The sequence below is a fragment of the Burkholderia sp. Bmkn7 genome (assembly GCF_041103175.1).
Taxonomy (GTDB): domain Bacteria; phylum Pseudomonadota; class Gammaproteobacteria; order Burkholderiales; family Burkholderiaceae; genus Burkholderia; species Burkholderia cepacia.
The window spans coordinates 3440610-3456466 of the sequence record NZ_JBGCUH010000003.1 but is presented as its reverse complement, the minus strand read 5'-3'; the positions used below and the strand labels follow the sequence as shown (position 1 = coordinate 3456466).

General features: G+C 65.8%; 17 protein-coding genes and 1 tRNA gene. 4 read left to right on the top strand and 14 right to left on the bottom strand.

Features of this window, described 5'->3' with window-relative positions; all coding sequences use genetic code 11:
* Positions 1 to 70: 70 nt before the first annotated feature.
* Complete coding sequence (coaD, locus tag AB3K92_RS37690) at positions 71 to 568, top strand: pantetheine-phosphate adenylyltransferase (RefSeq protein WP_021163047.1); 498 nt, start codon at positions 71 to 73, stop codon at positions 566 to 568.
* 59 nt (positions 569 to 627) lie between these two features.
* Entirely contained in the window at positions 628 to 894 is a 267-nt protein-coding gene (locus AB3K92_RS37685; RefSeq protein ID WP_006477774.1) for a YfhL family 4Fe-4S dicluster ferredoxin, read from the top strand.
* A gap of 84 nt (positions 895 to 978) precedes the next feature.
* Here AB3K92_RS37685 and hisC read toward each other — a convergent pair whose 3' ends face one another.
* From hisC to AB3K92_RS37645, 8 genes are all read right to left on the bottom strand, one after another.
* Positions 979 to 2046, bottom strand: coding sequence for a histidinol-phosphate transaminase (gene hisC / locus AB3K92_RS37680; RefSeq protein WP_369466808.1), 1068 nt, complete (start codon positions 2044 to 2046; stop codon positions 979 to 981).
* Between the two features lie 113 nt (positions 2047 to 2159).
* Positions 2160 to 2759, bottom strand: coding sequence for an aminoacyl-tRNA hydrolase (gene pth / locus AB3K92_RS37675; protein ID WP_021163050.1), 600 nt, complete (start codon positions 2757 to 2759; stop codon positions 2160 to 2162).
* Between the two features lie 119 nt (positions 2760 to 2878).
* The gene (locus AB3K92_RS37670; protein ID WP_021163051.1) at positions 2879 to 3484 is read right to left on the bottom strand and encodes a 50S ribosomal protein L25/general stress protein Ctc; all 606 of its coding nucleotides are present in this window, start codon (positions 3482 to 3484) and stop codon (positions 2879 to 2881) included.
* A 161-nt stretch (positions 3485 to 3645) separates the two neighbouring features.
* A complete protein-coding gene (locus tag AB3K92_RS37665; RefSeq protein WP_027789096.1) occupies positions 3646 to 4608 on the bottom strand; it encodes a ribose-phosphate pyrophosphokinase in 963 nt (320 codons plus the stop codon).
* 44 nt (positions 4609 to 4652) lie between these two features.
* A tRNA-Gln gene (locus AB3K92_RS37660) sits at positions 4653 to 4729 on the bottom strand.
* A gap of 55 nt (positions 4730 to 4784) precedes the next feature.
* Positions 4785 to 5666 (bottom strand): 4-(cytidine 5'-diphospho)-2-C-methyl-D-erythritol kinase, encoded by an 882-nt coding sequence (gene ispE, locus AB3K92_RS37655; protein ID WP_059489857.1) that lies wholly within the window; start codon positions 5664 to 5666, stop codon positions 4785 to 4787.
* Between the two features lie 25 nt (positions 5667 to 5691).
* Complete coding sequence (lolB, locus tag AB3K92_RS37650; RefSeq protein ID WP_369466807.1) at positions 5692 to 6312, bottom strand: lipoprotein insertase outer membrane protein LolB; 621 nt, start codon at positions 6310 to 6312, stop codon at positions 5692 to 5694.
* Entirely contained in the window at positions 6312 to 8135 is a 1824-nt protein-coding gene (locus tag AB3K92_RS37645) for a tetratricopeptide repeat protein (RefSeq protein WP_048025673.1), read from the bottom strand. Before AB3K92_RS37645 ends, lolB begins: the two co-directional genes overlap by 1 nt.
* A gap of 86 nt (positions 8136 to 8221) precedes the next feature.
* On the opposite strand from AB3K92_RS37645, the gene mutM reads away from it, so the two are divergent.
* Together mutM and mutY are read left to right on the top strand one after the other, a co-directional pair.
* Positions 8222 to 9049: a bifunctional DNA-formamidopyrimidine glycosylase/DNA-(apurinic or apyrimidinic site) lyase gene (mutM, locus tag AB3K92_RS37640; RefSeq protein ID WP_042977157.1), complete on the top strand. Its 828-nt coding sequence runs from the start codon at positions 8222 to 8224 to the stop codon at positions 9047 to 9049.
* A 37-nt stretch (positions 9050 to 9086) separates the two neighbouring features.
* Complete coding sequence (gene mutY / locus AB3K92_RS37635) at positions 9087 to 10193, top strand: A/G-specific adenine glycosylase (protein WP_027789101.1); 1107 nt, start codon at positions 9087 to 9089, stop codon at positions 10191 to 10193.
* Positions 10194 to 10300: 107 nt separating this feature from the next.
* On the opposite strand, the gene AB3K92_RS37630 is transcribed toward mutY, so the two are convergent.
* The 6 genes from AB3K92_RS37630 to AB3K92_RS37605 form a co-directional block, all read right to left on the bottom strand.
* A complete protein-coding gene (locus tag AB3K92_RS37630) occupies positions 10301 to 10936 on the bottom strand; it encodes an LON peptidase substrate-binding domain-containing protein (RefSeq protein WP_021162603.1) in 636 nt (211 codons plus the stop codon).
* Positions 10937 to 10963: 27 nt separating this feature from the next.
* Positions 10964 to 11872 carry an RNase adapter RapZ gene (gene rapZ, locus AB3K92_RS37625; protein ID WP_021162602.1) on the bottom strand — a complete coding sequence of 303 codons (909 nt, stop codon included), beginning with the start codon at positions 11870 to 11872 and terminating at the stop codon, positions 10964 to 10966.
* Positions 11873 to 11947: 75 nt separating this feature from the next.
* Complete coding sequence (gene hprK / locus AB3K92_RS37620; protein WP_011353227.1) at positions 11948 to 12916, bottom strand: HPr(Ser) kinase/phosphatase; 969 nt, start codon at positions 12914 to 12916, stop codon at positions 11948 to 11950.
* A 131-nt stretch (positions 12917 to 13047) separates the two neighbouring features.
* On the bottom strand, positions 13048 to 13587 hold the full coding sequence (locus tag AB3K92_RS37615) for a PTS sugar transporter subunit IIA (protein ID WP_034195946.1): 540 nt from the start codon (positions 13585 to 13587) through the stop codon (positions 13048 to 13050).
* Positions 13588 to 13756: 169 nt separating this feature from the next.
* Entirely contained in the window at positions 13757 to 14116 is a 360-nt protein-coding gene (gene raiA, locus AB3K92_RS37610; protein ID WP_006477786.1) for a ribosome-associated translation inhibitor RaiA, read from the bottom strand.
* 158 nt (positions 14117 to 14274) lie between these two features.
* Positions 14275 to 15780: an RNA polymerase factor sigma-54 gene (locus AB3K92_RS37605; protein ID WP_042977154.1), complete on the bottom strand. Its 1506-nt coding sequence runs from the start codon at positions 15778 to 15780 to the stop codon at positions 14275 to 14277.
* Positions 15781 to 15857 lie beyond the last annotated feature (77 nt).

The window sequence follows — 15857 nt, the reverse complement described above, 5'->3', positions numbered from 1 at the left end:
TGCCCATCTCGGCAGTCGCGTGCGCATGGCACCGCTGCCATCCCGTTTGCGTGATGACAGGAGGAGCGACATGGTAGTCGCCGTGTATCCCGGTACGTTCGATCCGCTGACGCGCGGGCACGAAGACCTCGTGCGGCGTGCGTCGAGCATTTTTGATACGCTGGTGGTCGGTGTGGCCGACAGCCGCGCGAAAAAGCCGTTCTTCTCGCTGGAAGAACGTCTGACGATTGCGAACGAGGTGCTCGGCCATTACCCGAACGTGAAGGTGATGAGTTTCACCGGCCTCCTGAAGGACTTCGTCCGCACCAACAACGCACGCGTGATCGTGCGCGGCCTGCGTGCCGTGTCCGATTTCGAATATGAGTTCCAGATGGCGGGGATGAACCGCTATCTGTTGCCCGACGTCGAGACGATGTTCATGACGCCGTCCGACCAGTACCAGTTCATCTCGGGCACGATCGTGCGCGAAATCGCACAGTTGGGCGGTGATGTCAGCAAGTTCGTGTTCCCGTCCGTCGAGAAGTGGCTGACCGAGAAAGTGACGGCGATGGGAGGCCCTGCCGCGTGACGCGGCGCCGGCCGGTTTCGTCGCGAAGCCGGCCGCCGGCCTGAAGAAGTGAGATCAGTATGGCTTTGATGATTACCGACGAGTGCATCAATTGCGACGTGTGCGAGCCCGAGTGCCCGAACGGCGCGATTTCGATGGGCCCGGACATCTACGTGATCGACCCGAACAAGTGCACCGAGTGCGTCGGCCATTTCGACGAACCGCAGTGCCAGCAGGTGTGTCCGGTCGAATGCATTCCGCGCGATCCGCAGCATGACGAATCGCACGCGCAATTGATGGAGAAGTATCACGCGTTGATCGCCGTGAAAGGCGACGACGCGTCGTGACCCCGTGGTGACGCGCGCGCCTGGGTTGTTCGGCACGCACGTCACGCATCCGGATCGGCGCCGCCTGGCGCCGGTTCCTTCATGTCAGGCCAGCAGCTCGCGCAATGCCGCGACGAGCGTATCGCATTCGGCATCGGTGCCGACGGTGATGCGCAGGTACTGGTCGATTCGCGGCAGTCCGAAGTGCCGCACGAAAATTTCCCGTTCCTTCAGTTTGGCCGCGATGGCGCCCGCGTCGTGCGCGGGATGGCGTGCGAACACGAAATTCGCGGCCGACGGCACGACGTCGAAGCCGAGCGTGCCGAGCGCGTGCGTGAGCCGCGTCCGGCTGTCGATCACGCGCCGGCAGGTTGCGCTGAAATAATCGGTGTCTTCGTATGCCGCCTGCGCGGCGACTTGCGCGAGCCGGTCGAGCGGGTACGAGTTGAAGCTGTCCTTCACGCGGTTCAGCGCGTCGATCAGCGCGGCGTCGCCGAATGCGAAACCGACGCGCATGCCCGCGAGCGAGCGCGCCTTCGACGTCGTGTGCACGACGAGCAGGTTCGGGTAGCGATCGATCAGCGCAATCGCGGACTGCGCGCCGAAGTCGACGTAGGCTTCGTCGATCACGACGACCGATGACGGATTCGCGGCCGCGATCCGCTCGACATCCGCGAGCGGCAGCGCGCGCCCGGTCGGCGCGTTCGGGTTCGGAAACAGCACGCCGCCGGCATCGTCGAGATAGTCGTCGACACGGATCGAGAGGTCATCCGCGAGCGGCACGACCGTCGTCTCGACGCCGTACAGGCGTGCATAGGTCGGATAGAAGCTGTACGTGATGTCGGGGAAGCGCAGCGGCCGGTCGTGCTTGAGCAATGCCTGGAATGCGTGCGCGAGCACCTCGTCGGAGCCGTTGCCGACGAACACCTGCTCGGGCTGGATGCGGTGATGGGCCGCAACCGTCTCGCGCAGTGCGCGTGCAACCGGGTCCGGATAGCGGCGCAGCGTGTCGCCGGTCGCGCCGAGTTCGCGCGCGATCGCCGCGACGACGCGCGGCGACGGCGGATAGGGGTTTTCGTTGGTGTTCAGCTTGACCGGGTGTGCGAGCGCGGGCTGCTCGCCCGGCACGTAAGGCACGAGTTGCTGAACGACGTCGCTCCAGTAACGGCTCACCGCTTGGCTCCTGTCGGGCAAAGCGACCAGATTACCGCAAGTGTGCGCAGGATGGGGCGGACCGGGCCGCCCGGCGACGCCGGACGGCGCGACGGTCGTGGTGGAGCGTGCGGTCAGTTGCGATGCAGCTGCATCGTCGCGCGGTCGAGTTCGCCCTTGACGACCATCGGCATCACGGCGAGCGCGCGTTCGATCGACGCGTCGATCACGTCCTGTTCCTCGCGGCGCGGTGGCTTCAGCACGAAGTTCGCGACATCGGGCTTCGCGCCGGCGCGGGCGCTTTCCGGAATCAGGTCGCGCGGATGGCCGATGCCGATCCGCAGCCGCCAGTACTGTTGCGACGACAGGTGTGCGGTGATGTCCTTCAGGCCGTTGTGGCCGCCGCTGCCGCCGCCGAGCTTCAGCTTCACGGTGCCGGGCGGCAGGTCGAGTTCGTCGTGTGCGACGAGGATCTGGTCGGGCAGGATCTTGAAGAACTGCGCGAGCGCGACGACCGACTGGCCGGAGCGGTTCATGTAGGTTTGCGGCTCGAGCAGGTGGACTTCCTCACCGTGCAGGCGCGCTTTCGCGTAGAAGCCATGGAAGCGGCGTTCGTCGCGCAGCGTCGCGCCTGCTTCGCGGGCAAGCTGGTCAATCAGCCAGAAGCCGGCGTTGTGGCGCGTCGCGGTGTATTCCGCCCCGGGATTGCCGAGGCCGACGATCAATTTGATCATGACGTTTCGAAGGCGGCAGCCGCCGCCTGGGCGCAGAAAAAGAAAAACCCGCCGGGCAAGCCGCGGCGGGTTGCGTCGACCGTTTCGTGAACGGATCGATGGGGCGCGTAGGCAGCCGCTTAGGCAGCCGGCGTTTCGCCTTCGGCTGCGTCCGACACGGCACCAGCCGGGACCGTCGCCGATGCGACAACCGGGTTTTCCGCGTCGACGTGCGCGACCAGCGCGACGCCCTTCGGCAGTGCGATGTCCTTCGCGTGCAGCGATTGACCGGCTTCGATCTTCGACAGGTCGACTTCGAGGAACTCCGGCAGGTCAGCCGGCAGGCACTCGATTTCGATTTCCGTCGCGACGTGCGAAACGATCGCGCTCGACAGCTTCACGGCCGGGCTGATTTCAGCGTTCAGGAAGTGCAGCGGAGCCTTCGTGTGCAGCTTCTTCTTCGCGTCAACGCGTTGGAAGTCCACGTGCAGCACCAGTTGCTTGAACGGGTGGTATTGCACGTCGCGCAGCAGAACCTGTTGCGACTGGCCAGCCACTTCGAGGTCGAGGATCGACGAGTGGAAAGCTTCCTTCTTCAGGGCGTGCCACAGGGCGTTGTGATCGAGTTCGATCTTTTGCGGGGCTGCTTCGCCACCGTAAACGATACCCGTGGTCTTACCGGCGTTGCGCAGGCGGCGGCTCGCACCCGTACCTTGCTGTTGGCGCTCGAAAGCGACGACTTTCATATGATTCTCCAATGGCTGCCCGCGACCAGGCAGTAAAACGGGGCCGTCAAATGTCGGCCCCCGATGAAGCGGACGGGGTTTCGTCTATCCCGTCCGATTGTGCAAAAAGCGAAGCGTTGCCGCTTCGCTTTCTGCGCATGCTTTGTTCAGTCGATTCGCGATCAGGATTCCGCGAACAGCGACATCACCGAATCGCCGCGGCGGATCCGCGAGAACGTTTCGGCCAGCAGGCTCGCGCTCGTCAGTGCACGGATCTTCGAGCAGCCGAGCGATTCGGCGGACAGCGGGATCGTGTCGGTGACCACCAGCTCGTCGAGTGCCGATGCGGCGATCCGATCACCCGCGCCACCCGACAGCACCGGGTGCGTCGCGTAGGCGAAAACCTGTTTCGCGCCGCGCTCCTTCAGCACTTGTGCGGCCTTGCAGAGCGTGCCTGCCGTATCGACCATGTCGTCCATGATCACGCAGGTGCGGCCTTCGACTTCACCGATGATGTTCATCACCTCGGAGACGTTCGCCTTCGGGCGACGCTTGTCGATGATTGCGAGATCGCAGTTGAGCTGCTTCGCGAGTGCCCGGGCACGCACCACGCCGCCGACGTCCGGCGACACGACGAGCAGATCCGGGTAGTTCTGCTTGCGCAGGTCACCCAGCAGGATCGGCGTTGCGTAGATGTTGTCGACCGGGATGTCGAAGAAGCCTTGAATCTGGTCGGCGTGCAGATCCATCGTGATGATCCGCTCGACGCCGGCGATTTCCAGCATGTTCGCGACGACCTTCGCCGAGATCGCAACGCGCGCCGAACGCGGGCGGCGATCCTGACGGGCGTAGCCGAAGTAGGGGATGGCTGCAGTGATCCGGCCGGCGGATGCGCGCTTGAGCGCATCGACCATGATCATCAGTTCCATCAGGTTGTCGTTCGTCGGTGCGCACGTGGATTGCAGGACGAAGACGTCCTTGCCGCGCACGTTTTCCTGGATCTCGACCTGGATCTCGCCGTCGGAGAAACGGCTGACCATTGCTTTGCCGAGGGGGATACCAAGGATATTGACGACTTCCTGGGCGAGCGCGGGATTCGCGTTGCCAGTAAAGACCATCAGGCCATCATGGCTGTGGCTGCTCATCGTGCACCTGCTTCAGGCTTGGGCGGGAAATGCGGGAAAATTTTTGGCAGGGGAGGAAGGACTCGAACCCTCGCATGCCGGAATCAAAATCCGGTGCCTTGACCAACTTGGCGACTCCCCTACACTTAACTGACTGCTTCACCGAACTCGTGTAGGCCGTTCGGCAAAGTAAAACTTCATGACGCGAAAGCGAAGAGCGGATGCTCGTTCAGGCTCTCGGCAACTTCACCCTTCCAACTGGCGGGCAGCTTGGCTTTCGCCGCTTCTGCCTCGTGCTTGCTGTGAAACGCTGCAAACACGCTTGCTCCGGAGCCGGTCATCCTCGCGGGGGTCAAATCATACAACCTTTTAACCGCCTGCGCAACTTCCGCGTACTTCCTTGTTACAACTTCCTGCATGTCGTTCCGGCCGAAGCTATCTGGCCATCCCGCATCGCTGGTTTGCTGTGCAAGAAAGTCAGCAATTGTGACGGGCTTCGTATCTCTTGTCAACAACTCATCTGAAAATATTTCAGCGGTCGGGACATGAACGCTTGGCGTCACAACCAAGAACCAGCGAGTCGGCAATTGTACCTCAGCTAATTCTTCTCCGATACCCTCTGCGAACGCATTTTTTCCAAAAATAAAAAACGGGACGTCTGCGCCGAGTTTGACCGCGAGTGACTGAAGCTCGGCGCGCGGCAGGTCGAGTCGCCACAGGCGGTTCAGTGCGAGCAGCGTCGTTGCGGCGTCGGAGCTGCCGCCGCCAAGGCCGGCCCCCATCGGCAGGCACTTGTCGATCTCGATGTCGACGCCGTGCGCGGTGCCCGTATGTGCTTTCAGCAGGTTGGCCGCGCGCACGACGAGGTCGCTTTCCTCGGGCACGCCGGGCACGTCGGTGACGCGCGCGACGCGACCGTCGTCGCGCAGCGTGAAATGCAGCGTGTCGCCCCAGTTCAGCAACTGGAACACGCTCTGCAGATCGTGATAGCCGTTCGGGCGGCGGCCGGTGATGTGCAGGAACAGGTTGAGTTTCGCGGGCGCAAGGCAATTGCGCAGCGAGCGGGTCGAATCGGTCATGCGTATGTCTGGGCTGGGCCGGTGCTCACTGGTCGAGCACGAGCTTGATGTCGAGCGGCGGGGTCGCGCGCACGAGGTTGACGCGTTTGACGCCCGTGGCCGGGGCATCCGCGTAGGCGAGGTAGTCGATCGTCCAGCCGTCCTGGCGGATCTGCTTGACGCGCGTGCCGTCGGCAGGGTCGCGCACCGTCTCCGCAGGGGTCGCGGGCGCGGCCGTGGGCAGCAGCCAGTAGCGCAGGCCCGCGAGCGGCAGTTCGAAGCCGAGCGTTTTCTGCATCAGGTCGCCGACGTCCGGCGCATATTGCGTCGGACGGTTCGGCAATTCGAGCGATGCCGCCTGCGGCGTCGATTTCACGACCGCGAGCGTCTGGCCGAGCGGGCTGCGCAGCTCGAGCGACACGTCGTCGCCGTGCTCCTGCCAGTCGAAGTTGCCGTACACGTTCTGCTGCTTGCCGAGACGGTCGTCGTACTGCACCGCGAAGCGGCCATGGTAAGCGTGCGTTGCGGCGGTCTGCAGCGGCGCGCCCGTCGGCGCGCTGGCCGACGGCGGCGTGCTCGCGCAGCCGGCGAGCGCTAGCGCCGCGCCGGCTGCGGCCAGCGTGCGCCGCGCGCGGGAGGACAGGGAAAACGTCGGGAACATCTGCATCAGAGGCCGTTGATCTGGAGGCGCTTCAGCGTCTGCACGAGCGTTTCGTTGTCCGGCTCGAGCTTCTGCGCGTCACGCCACGCGGAACGCGCGTCGTCCTGCGCGCCGCTCTTCCACAGCACTTCGCCGAGATGCGCGCCGATTTCGGCGTTCGGCTGCAGTTCGTACGCGCGCCGCAGCACCTTCGCCGCGCCGGCCGTATCGCCCATCCGGTACTTCACCCAGCCGAGACTGTCCATGATGTAGGCATCGTTCGGCGCGAGCGTCATTGCCTTGTCGATCAGCTTGCTGGCTTCGGGCAGCCGCTGGTTGCGGTCGGCGAGCGAATAGCCGAGCGCGTTGTACGCCTGCGGATTGTCGGGCTGCGTGCGGATCAGCTCGCGCAGCTGCTTTTCCATCGTCGTGTAGTGGCCGGTTTTTTCGGCCGCCATCGCGTAGTCGTAGCGCAGGTCGGGATCGTCCGGGAAGTCCTGGACCGCCTGCCCGAGCCGGGCCTCGGCTTCCGGATAGCGCTTCGCGGTGAACAGGATCGACGCGTCGGTGCGAGCGACCACGGCGGCATCGCGCGGATCCGTGATCGGCAGGTTGTCGAGCACCTTGCGCGCCTCGTCGGTCTTGCCCTGTTTCTGCAGCAGTTGCGCGCGCGTGATCTGCGCCGGGAGATAGTGCTGGCTCGTCTGGTCGACCTTGTCGAGCCATTGCGACGCCTGCGCATCGTTGTTCTGGTCGATCGCGATCTGCGCGAGGTAGATGTAGCCCTGGCCGACGTCGAGGTTCGGCTGCTTGTCGCCGAGCTGCACGTACTGCTTCAGGTAGGCGGTGGCTTCGTCGAGCTTCTTCTGCTGGATCTTGATCAGCGCGAGCGCCATCAGCGGCGTCGGATCCTTCGAATCGAGCTTGCGCATCGTCTCGAACTGCTTCTGCGCGTCGTCGAGGCGATCGTCGGCGAGATAGAGCTGCGACAGCGCGAGCCGCGCATCGCGCGACTTCGGATTCTGCTGAACATACTTCTCGAACGACGCGATGCCCGCCGCGCGTTCCGCAGGCCCCATCTGCGACAGCATCAGGGCCGCCGGCAGGTAGTCGGGGCGGATCTGCAGCGCCTGCTTCAGCGACTGCGCGGCGCCGTCCTTGTCGTCGACCGCAAGCTGCTGGCGCGCGATCGCGAGCTGAGCCTCGGGCCGGTTCAGGTCGTTCTTCAGCATGTCCTTCAGCACCGCGAGGCCGCCGACGCGGTCGGGGCCGCGCACGAGCAGCGCCTGCAGCGCGAGGATCGCCGGGCCGCGCGTCTCGCCGGTCGCCCGGGCCAGCTCGCGCGCGAGCATCGGCTGCGCGTCGGCCGGCTTGCCGGCGAGCACCAGCAGCGCGGCGTCGACTTGCGACGCCCGGTTCGATTCCGGTGCGTACTGGCGCCACAGGTTCGCGGCGGACAGCGCATCGGCCGGGCTCTGCGCACCGAGCGCGATCTCGGTCGCGCGCTGGGCCATGCGCGGATCGCGCGTGTCGCGGGCAAGCGCGAGGTAGGTCTGGTAGGCCGGCGCGGGCTGGTTGCGCTGGAGCGCGACCTCGGCGGCGAGCACCTGGTAGACGATCTGGCTCGTCAGCGGAACGCCGGGGAGATTCTTCTGCTCGTCCGGCATCACGTGCTCGAACGCGCCCTGCGGTTCCGCGTCGTCCGATGCCGGATCCTGCGCGTGAGCCGGGAAGGCGGTGAGGGTCCAGGCGGCGAACAGCGCGGCGCCGAGCGCACGGCGGACCGGGAAGGCACGCGCGCCGCGCACGGCGGCGGGGCGCTTCAGAAGCAGCTTCGAGGGCAGGGTCATGGAAATCCGTTCGATGTTTCAACCGATTGTAACGCGCTCGCTACAATACACGCACGATCGTGAATCCAGCCTCAGACCCGTAAAACATGCCAGAGTTGCCAGAAGTCGAAGTCACGCGCCGGGGCATCGAGCCCTTTGTCGCGGGCCGCCGCGTCGAGCGAGTCGACGTCCGTACCGAGATGTTGCGCTGGCCCGTGCCGGCAGGGCTCGCCGAGCAGTTGCGCGCGCGCGAGGTGCTCGCCGTGGAGCGCCGCGGCAAGTACCTGCTGTTCGAGGTCGACGCAGGCTGGTTCATCGTCCATCTCGGCATGACGGGCACGCTGCGCGTGCTGCCCGCCGACGGCGTGCCGGTCGCCGCCAGGCATGACCACATCGACTGGATCTTCGACGAGTTCGTGCTGCGGTTCCGCGATCCGCGCCGTTTCGGCGCGGTGCTGTGGCACCCGCGCGAAGCAGGCGACGTGCATGCACATCCGCTGCTCGCGAGCCTCGGCGTCGAGCCGTTCTCGCCGGCGTTTACCGGCGCGCTGCTGCACGCGCGCACGCGCGGCCGCACCGTGTCGGTCAAGCAGGCGCTGCTGGCGGGCGACATGGTCGTCGGCGTCGGCAACATCTATGCGTCGGAGAGCCTGTTTCGCGCGGGCATCCGGCCGACGACGGCCGCCGGCAAGGTCTCGCTGCCGCGCTACGAGCGGCTGGCCGACGCGGTGCGCGCGACGCTCGCCGACGCGATCGAGCGTGGCGGCAGCACGTTGCGCGATTTCGTCGGCAGCAACGGCGAAAGCGGCTATTTCCAGCTCGACTGCTTCGTCTACGACCGTGCCGGCCAACCCTGCCGCGTATGCGGCACACCGATTCGCCAGATCGTGCAGGGCCAACGGTCGACTTATTTTTGCCCGACCTGCCAGCGTTGAAACCTCAGCGTTGAAACCTTTTCCCCGATCAGATAACTTGAAGCCGCCCCGCATCGCCCCCGCTCCGTTCCCCGTCACGCCGCTGCATCGCACGTTCGCCACGCGCCTGGTCGCATGGCAGCGCGAGCATGGCCGTCACGACCTGCCGTGGCAGAACACGCGCGATCCGTACCGGATCTGGCTGTCGGAAATCATGCTGCAGCAGACGCAGGTATCGACCGTCATCCCGTATTACACGCGCTTTCTCGAACGCTACCCGGACGTCGCCGCGCTCGCGGCCGCGCCGACCGACGACGTGATGGCGCTGTGGGCGGGCCTCGGTTACTACTCGCGCGCGCGCAACCTGCACCGCTGCGCGCAGGCCGTCGTCGCCGAGCACGGCGGCGCGTTTCCGGCGACGCCCGACGCGTTGGCCGAACTGCCGGGCATCGGCCGTTCGACGGCCGCGGCGATCGCGTCGTTCGCGTACGGCGCGCGCGCGACGATCCTCGACGGCAACGTGAAGCGCGTGCTTGCCCGGGTTTTCGGCGTCGAGGGCTTTCCGGGCGAGAAGCGTGTCGAGAACGACATGTGGGCACTCGCCGAATCGCTGTTGCCCGACGCCGCGAATGCGGCCGACGTGAGCGCGTACACGCAGGGGCTGATGGATCTCGGCGCGACACTGTGCGTGCGCGGCAAGCCCGATTGCGCGCGTTGCCCGTTCGCGGGCGATTGCGTTGCGCAATCGACGGGCCGCCAGCGCGAGCTGCCGGCCGCGCGGCCGAAGAAGGCGGTGCCGACACGCAAGACCTGGATGCTCGTGCTGCGCGACGGTGACGCCGTGCTGCTCGAGCGCCGTCCGCCGACCGGCATCTGGGGCGGGCTGTGGAGCCTGCCGCAAGCGGACGGCGACGCCGCGCTTGCGGAACTCGCGCGCGGCTTCGGCGGCGGCGGCACGGTGCCGCTCGCGCCGCTCACGCACACGTTTACGCATTTCCGGCTCGAGATCGAGCCTCGGCTGAGCGACATGGCCGACGGTGGCGGCCTGCCTTCGGGGGCGCGGGACGCGGATACCGCGTGGGTCCCGCTGAGCCGGCTCGACGCGTACGGCGTGCCGGCGCCCGTGCGCAAGCTGCTCGATGCGCTGAGCGGGCCGCTGCTGTAACGAACGGGAAGGGCGCGGCGCGGGCCGCGTTCGGGAACGCGCCGGGATGCCGCTGGCGGGAAAGGTCTTCCGGCGGGTGCGACACGCGACGGAATCGGCTGCGGTAGTTACAGCCAGCCGTGCCGGTCGAGTACGTGGTGCACGGCATCGATGCGTGCGCCGACGTCCGGAAACTCCATCAGCTTCTGCCGTGCGCGCAGGTCGAGCGGCAGCAGTTCCGCGAGGCGGTTCGACACCCAGCTCGGATCGTCGAGGCGGAACGGTTCGCCGAACGGCATTTTCTCCGGATCGGACTTCTTCAGCGCGTCGATGATGCGCTCGAGCACCTCGGCGCACGAGCCGAATTGAGCGAGCGCCTGCTCGCCTTCGAGCGGGATGTCGTCGGGCAGCGGCTCCGCGATGCCGACCAGCAGCCCGTTGCCTTCGACGCGATACGACAGCAGCTCGAAACGCTGCGTGCCGACGGCCTGCAGATAAAGCATGCCGAATTCGCCGGTATCGCACTCGGTGATGCGCGCCATGCAGCCGATGGTCTCGGGCACCGACACGGCGCCGTCCTGCGCGACTTCGGGCCCGCTCTTCAGCAGGCACACGCCGAACGGCGCGTTGTCGCGCAGGCACGCGCGGGACATGTCGAGATAACGCGCCTCGAACACCTTGAGCGGGAGCAGCCCCCCCGGAAACAGCACCGTGTGCAGCGGAAACAGCGGCAGGTCGATCAGGGTGGTCGATAGGGAGGACATGGCGCGCGGGCGTTGGGGCGTGCGTCGCTAGGGTCGGTCGACCTCTGAGACGAGCCGCGACGACGCGTCGACATCCACTGGCGCGTCACGATGCCGCACGATCACGTTCGCCTCGCGCGCGAGGCGCGCGGCAAGCGTTTCCGCGATGAACACCGAACGATGCTGCCCGCCCGTGCAGCCGATGGCGACGGTCAGGTAGCTGCGGTTGTCATCGCGGAAGTGCGGCAGCCATTTCATCAGGAACGCATGGATGTCGTCGATCATCTGGTGGACGATCGGCAGTGCGTCGAGAAAGGCGATGACCGGTTGGTCGAGCCCGGTGAGCGGGCGCAACTCGTGGTCGTAGTACGGGTTCGGCAGCGCGCGCACGTCGAACATCAGGTCGGCGTCGAGCGGCACGCCGCGCTTGAAACCGAACGATTCGAACATCACCATCAGGTCGTTGTTCTTCTGCTCGATGAAGCGCTTGACCCACGTACGCAGCGCGTTCGCGCGCAGCGTGCTCGTGTCGATCTGGTGGCCGAATTCGGCGAGCGGCGCGACGAGGTGGCGTTCGCGCTCGATCGCTTCCTCGAGCGACGACAGCAGGCCGACGTCCGCATCGTGCGACAGCGAGCCGGACAGCGGATGACGGCGGCGCGTTTCGGAGAAACGCTGGATCAGCGACTGGGTGCTCGCGTTGAGGAACAGCACGCGGACGTCATGCTCGCGCGACAGCTCGCGAATCAGGCCGGGCATTTCGTCGAGCGATGCGCTCGAGCGCGCGTCGATCGCGACCGCGAGCCGGTGCTGGCCGTCCTCCGCGAGGTAGCGGGCAAGTTCGGGGAGCACGTGCGGCGGCAGGTTGTCGACGCAGTAATAGCCTGCGTCTTCGAGCGCGTTCAGCGCGACGGACTTGCCTGAGCCGGAGATGCCGGTGATGAGGACGATGCGCATGGGAAGCAGAGAATCCTGACGTTTCATCATAGCACCGGCTCGACGCGTCGGCGTTGCGTGGCCGGCGCGTGCGGGTTACACCAGTTTGCCGGGGAATTGACTGTCGGGATCTTGCATCGCGAGTCGTTGCCGATCCATGAAATCGCGCAACGTGTCGATTCCGCGCAACTGCAGGATCGTGTTCCGGACGGCTGCCTCGACGAGCACCGCGAGGTTGCGGCCGGCTGCAACCTGGATCGTGACCTTGCTGATCGGCAAACCGAGCACGTCGACGGTCTGGCTTTCGAGCGGCAGGCGCTGGAATTCGCCGTCGGGGCGCCGCACGAGCTGCACGATCAGCTTCAGCTTCATTTTCCGCCGCACGGCGGTTTCACCGAAGATCGTCTTGATGTCGAGCAGGCCGAGGCCGCGCACCTCGAGCAGGTTCTGCAGCAGCGGCGGGCAGCGCCCTTCGACGAAATCGGGGCCAAGTCGGACGAAATCGACCGCGTCGTCGGCGACGAGTCCGTGGCCGCGGCTGATCAGCTCGAGGCCGAGTTCGCTCTTGCCGAGGCCCGAATCGCCGGTCAGCAGCACGCCCATCCCGAGGATGTCGATGAACACGCCGTGCAGCGTCGCGCGCGGCGCGAGGATCCGCGACATGTAGAGCCGCAGGCTGTCGATCACCGCGGCGGCCGACATCGGCGTCGTGAACAGCGGGGTCGACGAGCGCGTACAGCGCAGCACGAGTTCGGGCGGGGCGGCGGCGCCGCCTGCGACGACGAGGAACGGCGGTTCGAGGGCGATCAGCTCGGCCATGTGGCGCGAGCGGTCTTCGTCGGTTTGCCGCTGGTAGTAGTCGATTTCGGCTTCGCCGAGCACCTGGATCCGGTTCGGGTGGATCAGGTTCAGGTGGCCGACAAGGTCGGCGCTCGAGGTGGCATTGCCGACGGTGTCGGCCGAAAAGCCGCGTTCCCAGCCTTCATGCCCCGTCAGCCAGCTCAGTTTCAGCGTGGCCGCGTTGTCGTCGAAGATGCTCTGGGCGTTGATGCTGGACGTATCCATGACTGCTCCGTCACTCCAATGGGCCGGTGCATGCGCGCGGCGACGGACGTCGCCATGCCGGGCCGGCGCCGGGCGGCCCTGGACGGCGGCATGTGCCGCCTCGTACGGGAAAATAATCCGCCCGGATCAACTCAAGGTTGCCACTGAGTGAGCAGGCGATGCAACTCGGCGATATCCGTTTCGTTGTGCAGACGCTCGCGCGCGTCGCGATCGGACAGCAGTTGCGCGATTTCCGACAGGATCTCGAGGTGTTGCTGGGTGGCTTGCTCGGGCACGAGCAGGAAGATCAGGAGGCCGACCGGCTGGCCGTCGGGGGCTTCGAACGGGATCGCATCGGCGAGCCGGACGAACGCGGCGAGCGGGTGCTTGAGACCCTTGATGCGCCCGTGCGGAATCGCGACGCCCTCGCCGAGCCCGGTCGAGCCGAGGCGCTCGCGCGCGAACAGGTTGTCCGTGACGGTGCTGCGGGCGATGCCGTTCTGATTCTCGAACATCAGCCCGGCTTGTTCGAACACGCGTTTCTTGCTGGTGACTGAGAGGTCGATGACGACGTTCTCTATGGGCAGGATTTTGGCTAGGCGATTCATGTTGGCAGGCGATTGGGCGGCCTGGGGTCTCCTTGCGGCGGCAGACTGATCATCCATGTTCGGCGATATCAAGGCGTTCTGCATCGGCAATCTGCAAGGCAGCTACCGCATCCAGCGCCCCCCCGGCGATAACCGGAACATTATAGAGCACAGCTGCGTGCGTGGCGCAGCGTGGACGGACCGGTTGCACCACCGCGCGGAGTCGCAAAAAAAACGCCCGGCGAGCCGGGCGACGTGTGTGTTGCGGTGAAGGTTACTGCGGCGGCAGTTCGATCTGGTCGATCGACGGTTGAAGCTTGATCGGGTCGTGCGCGTGCGTTTGCAGGCGCTCCATGTGCTTGACGACCTGACGGTCCAGCTTGTCGATCAGCAGGTCGATCGCCGCATACAGGTTACCGTTCGCGCTTTCGACGAAGATGTCCTTGCCCTTCAGGTGCAGATTGATTTCCGCGCGCTGCTGCTTGTCCTTTTCCTTGTGATTGTCGACCGAGAGGATCACAGTGCCATCGATCACCTGATCGCTATGCCGTAGCACCCGGTCCAGCTTGGTGATCACGTATTCGCGAATTGCAGGCGTGACTTCGAGATGATGTCCACTGATCTTCAGGTTCATAGTGCTTCTCCAAGCGAGTGACCACCCGGCCGCATCGAGGCGGCGCTCCGGTCGACTTGCCCATGCCGCACGAGGCGGCGTATCGCGGACAGGTCGCCCGGCCTGTTCCCCGTGTGCGCGGTGGCCGGAACACGCCCGCCGCCGGGCAGGCAGCAGGCTTAAAGAGACTTGCGCAGATTCACTGCCGGGATTTTGAGGGCTTCGCGATACTTCGCAACCGTGCGGCGCGCGACCACGAACCCCTGTTCTGCCAGCAGCTCGGCAATGCGGCTGTCCGAAAGTGGCGATTTTGGGTCTTCAGCTCCTATCAGTTGCTTGATGAGGGCTCGGATGGCGGTCGACGAGGCGGCGCCACCGGTGTCGGTCGAGACGTGAGATCCGAAGAAGTACTTAAATTCAAGCGTCCCGAACGGGGTCAGCATGTACTTCCCGGTTGTCACACGGCTGACAGTCGACTCGTGTAGGCCCAGCGTATCAGCTATTTCCCGCAAAACCAAGGGGCGCATGGCAATTTCACCGTGCGCAAAGAAGTTCTTTTGACGCTCGACAATCGCCTGCGCGACACGCAGGATCGTGTCGAATCGCTGCTGGATATTCTTGATCAGCCAGCGTGCTTCCTGGAGCTGCTGCTTGAGCGAGCCGGCCGACGGATCGCCGCGGCTGTTGCGCAGGATGTTCGCGTAGAGGTTGTTGATCCGCAGGCGCGGCACGACCTCCGGATTGAGCTCCGCGAGCCATCCCTGGCCGGCCTTCTTCACGATGATGTCGGGCACGACGTAGTCGGCCTCGGCCTTGCCGTATGCGGCGCCGGGGAACGGCTCCAGCGAGCGGATCAGCGTGTGCGCGTCGCGCAGCGCGTCGTCGCTCGCCTTCAGGTGCTTGCGCAGCCGCGTGAAGTCGCGGGCGGCGAGCAGTTCGAGATGCTGCGACACGATCTCGAGTGCGAGCGTGCGTGTCGGGGACGGATCGAGGCGCAGCAACTGCAGCTTCAGGCATTCGGATGCCGAGCGGGCGCCGACCCCGGCCGGGTCGAAGCTGTGCAGCAGCGCGAGCGCCGCGTTCAGTTCGTCGCAGTCGATTTCCAGCTCGGGCGGCAGGTCGGCGAGCACTTCGTCGAGCGTGGCGGTCAGGTAGCCGTCGTCGTCGAGCGATTCGATCAGGAACATCACGAGCGCGCGATCGCGCGGGCTGGCCTGCGTGACGCGCAATTGCGCGGACAGGTGGTCACGCAGCGACGTCGCCGCTTCCTGCACCTGCAGCGGCGGGAGGTCGTCGTCGTCGGACGCGCCGCTCGCGCGGCCGAATTCGTCGAGGTTCCACTGCGGGCCGTCGTTGCCGTCGCCGGACGCGTAACCGTCGTATTCGTCCGCGCCGGCCGGTTCGTCGCGCTCGGCGCGCTCGCTCGACGAACTGCTACTGTTTGTCGCAGCGGGCTCGGTGTTCTGGGCGGGGGGCGTCTGCGCGATCAACGATCCGTCCGCTGCGACACGCAGCGGGCTCGCGATCCATTCGTCATCGTTCTCGAGCAGCGGGTTCTGCGCGACGGCCATCGCGACTTCCTGCTGCAATTCGAGCGTCGACAACTGCAGGAGCCGGATCGACTGCTGTAGCTGGGGCGTCAGCGCCAGATGTTGCGACAGGCGGAGTTGAAGGCTGGCTTTCATGGCAAGGAGGGAGTCATACCGGCAGTTTGCCACGACCCAGGCGCGTTGAGCCATCCGCGATTACGCGCGGCGCGCCG

Coding starts and splice junctions, on each gene's coding strand:
- coaD (WP_021163047.1), top strand. CDS start 71: ATGGTAGTCGCCGTGTATCCCGGTACGTTCGATCCGCTGACGCGCGGG.
- AB3K92_RS37685 (WP_006477774.1), top strand. CDS start 628: ATGGCTTTGATGATTACCGACGAGTGCATCAATTGCGACGTGTGCGAG.
- pth (WP_021163050.1), bottom strand. CDS start 2,759: ATGATCAAATTGATCGTCGGCCTCGGCAATCCCGGGGCGGAATACACC.
- AB3K92_RS37670 (WP_021163051.1), bottom strand. CDS start 3,484: ATGAAAGTCGTCGCTTTCGAGCGCCAACAGCAAGGTACGGGTGCGAGC.
- AB3K92_RS37665 (WP_027789096.1), bottom strand. CDS start 4,608: ATGAGCAGCCACAGCCATGATGGCCTGATGGTCTTTACTGGCAACGCG.
- ispE (WP_059489857.1), bottom strand. CDS start 5,666: ATGACCGATTCGACCCGCTCGCTGCGCAATTGCCTTGCGCCCGCGAAA.
- lolB (WP_369466807.1), bottom strand. CDS start 6,312: ATGCAGATGTTCCCGACGTTTTCCCTGTCCTCCCGCGCGCGGCGCACG.
- AB3K92_RS37645 (WP_048025673.1), bottom strand. CDS start 8,135: ATGACCCTGCCCTCGAAGCTGCTTCTGAAGCGCCCCGCCGCCGTGCGC.
- mutM (WP_042977157.1), top strand. CDS start 8,222: ATGCCAGAGTTGCCAGAAGTCGAAGTCACGCGCCGGGGCATCGAGCCC.
- AB3K92_RS37630 (WP_021162603.1), bottom strand. CDS start 10,936: ATGTCCTCCCTATCGACCACCCTGATCGACCTGCCGCTGTTTCCGCTG.
- rapZ (WP_021162602.1), bottom strand. CDS start 11,872: ATGCGCATCGTCCTCATCACCGGCATCTCCGGCTCAGGCAAGTCCGTC.
- hprK (WP_011353227.1), bottom strand. CDS start 12,916: ATGGATACGTCCAGCATCAACGCCCAGAGCATCTTCGACGACAACGCG.
- AB3K92_RS37615 (WP_034195946.1), bottom strand. CDS start 13,587: ATGCAGAACGCCTTGATATCGCCGAACATGGATGATCAGTCTGCCGCC.
- raiA (WP_006477786.1), bottom strand. CDS start 14,116: ATGAACCTGAAGATCAGTGGACATCATCTCGAAGTCACGCCTGCAATT.
- AB3K92_RS37605 (WP_042977154.1), bottom strand. CDS start 15,780: ATGAAAGCCAGCCTTCAACTCCGCCTGTCGCAACATCTGGCGCTGACG.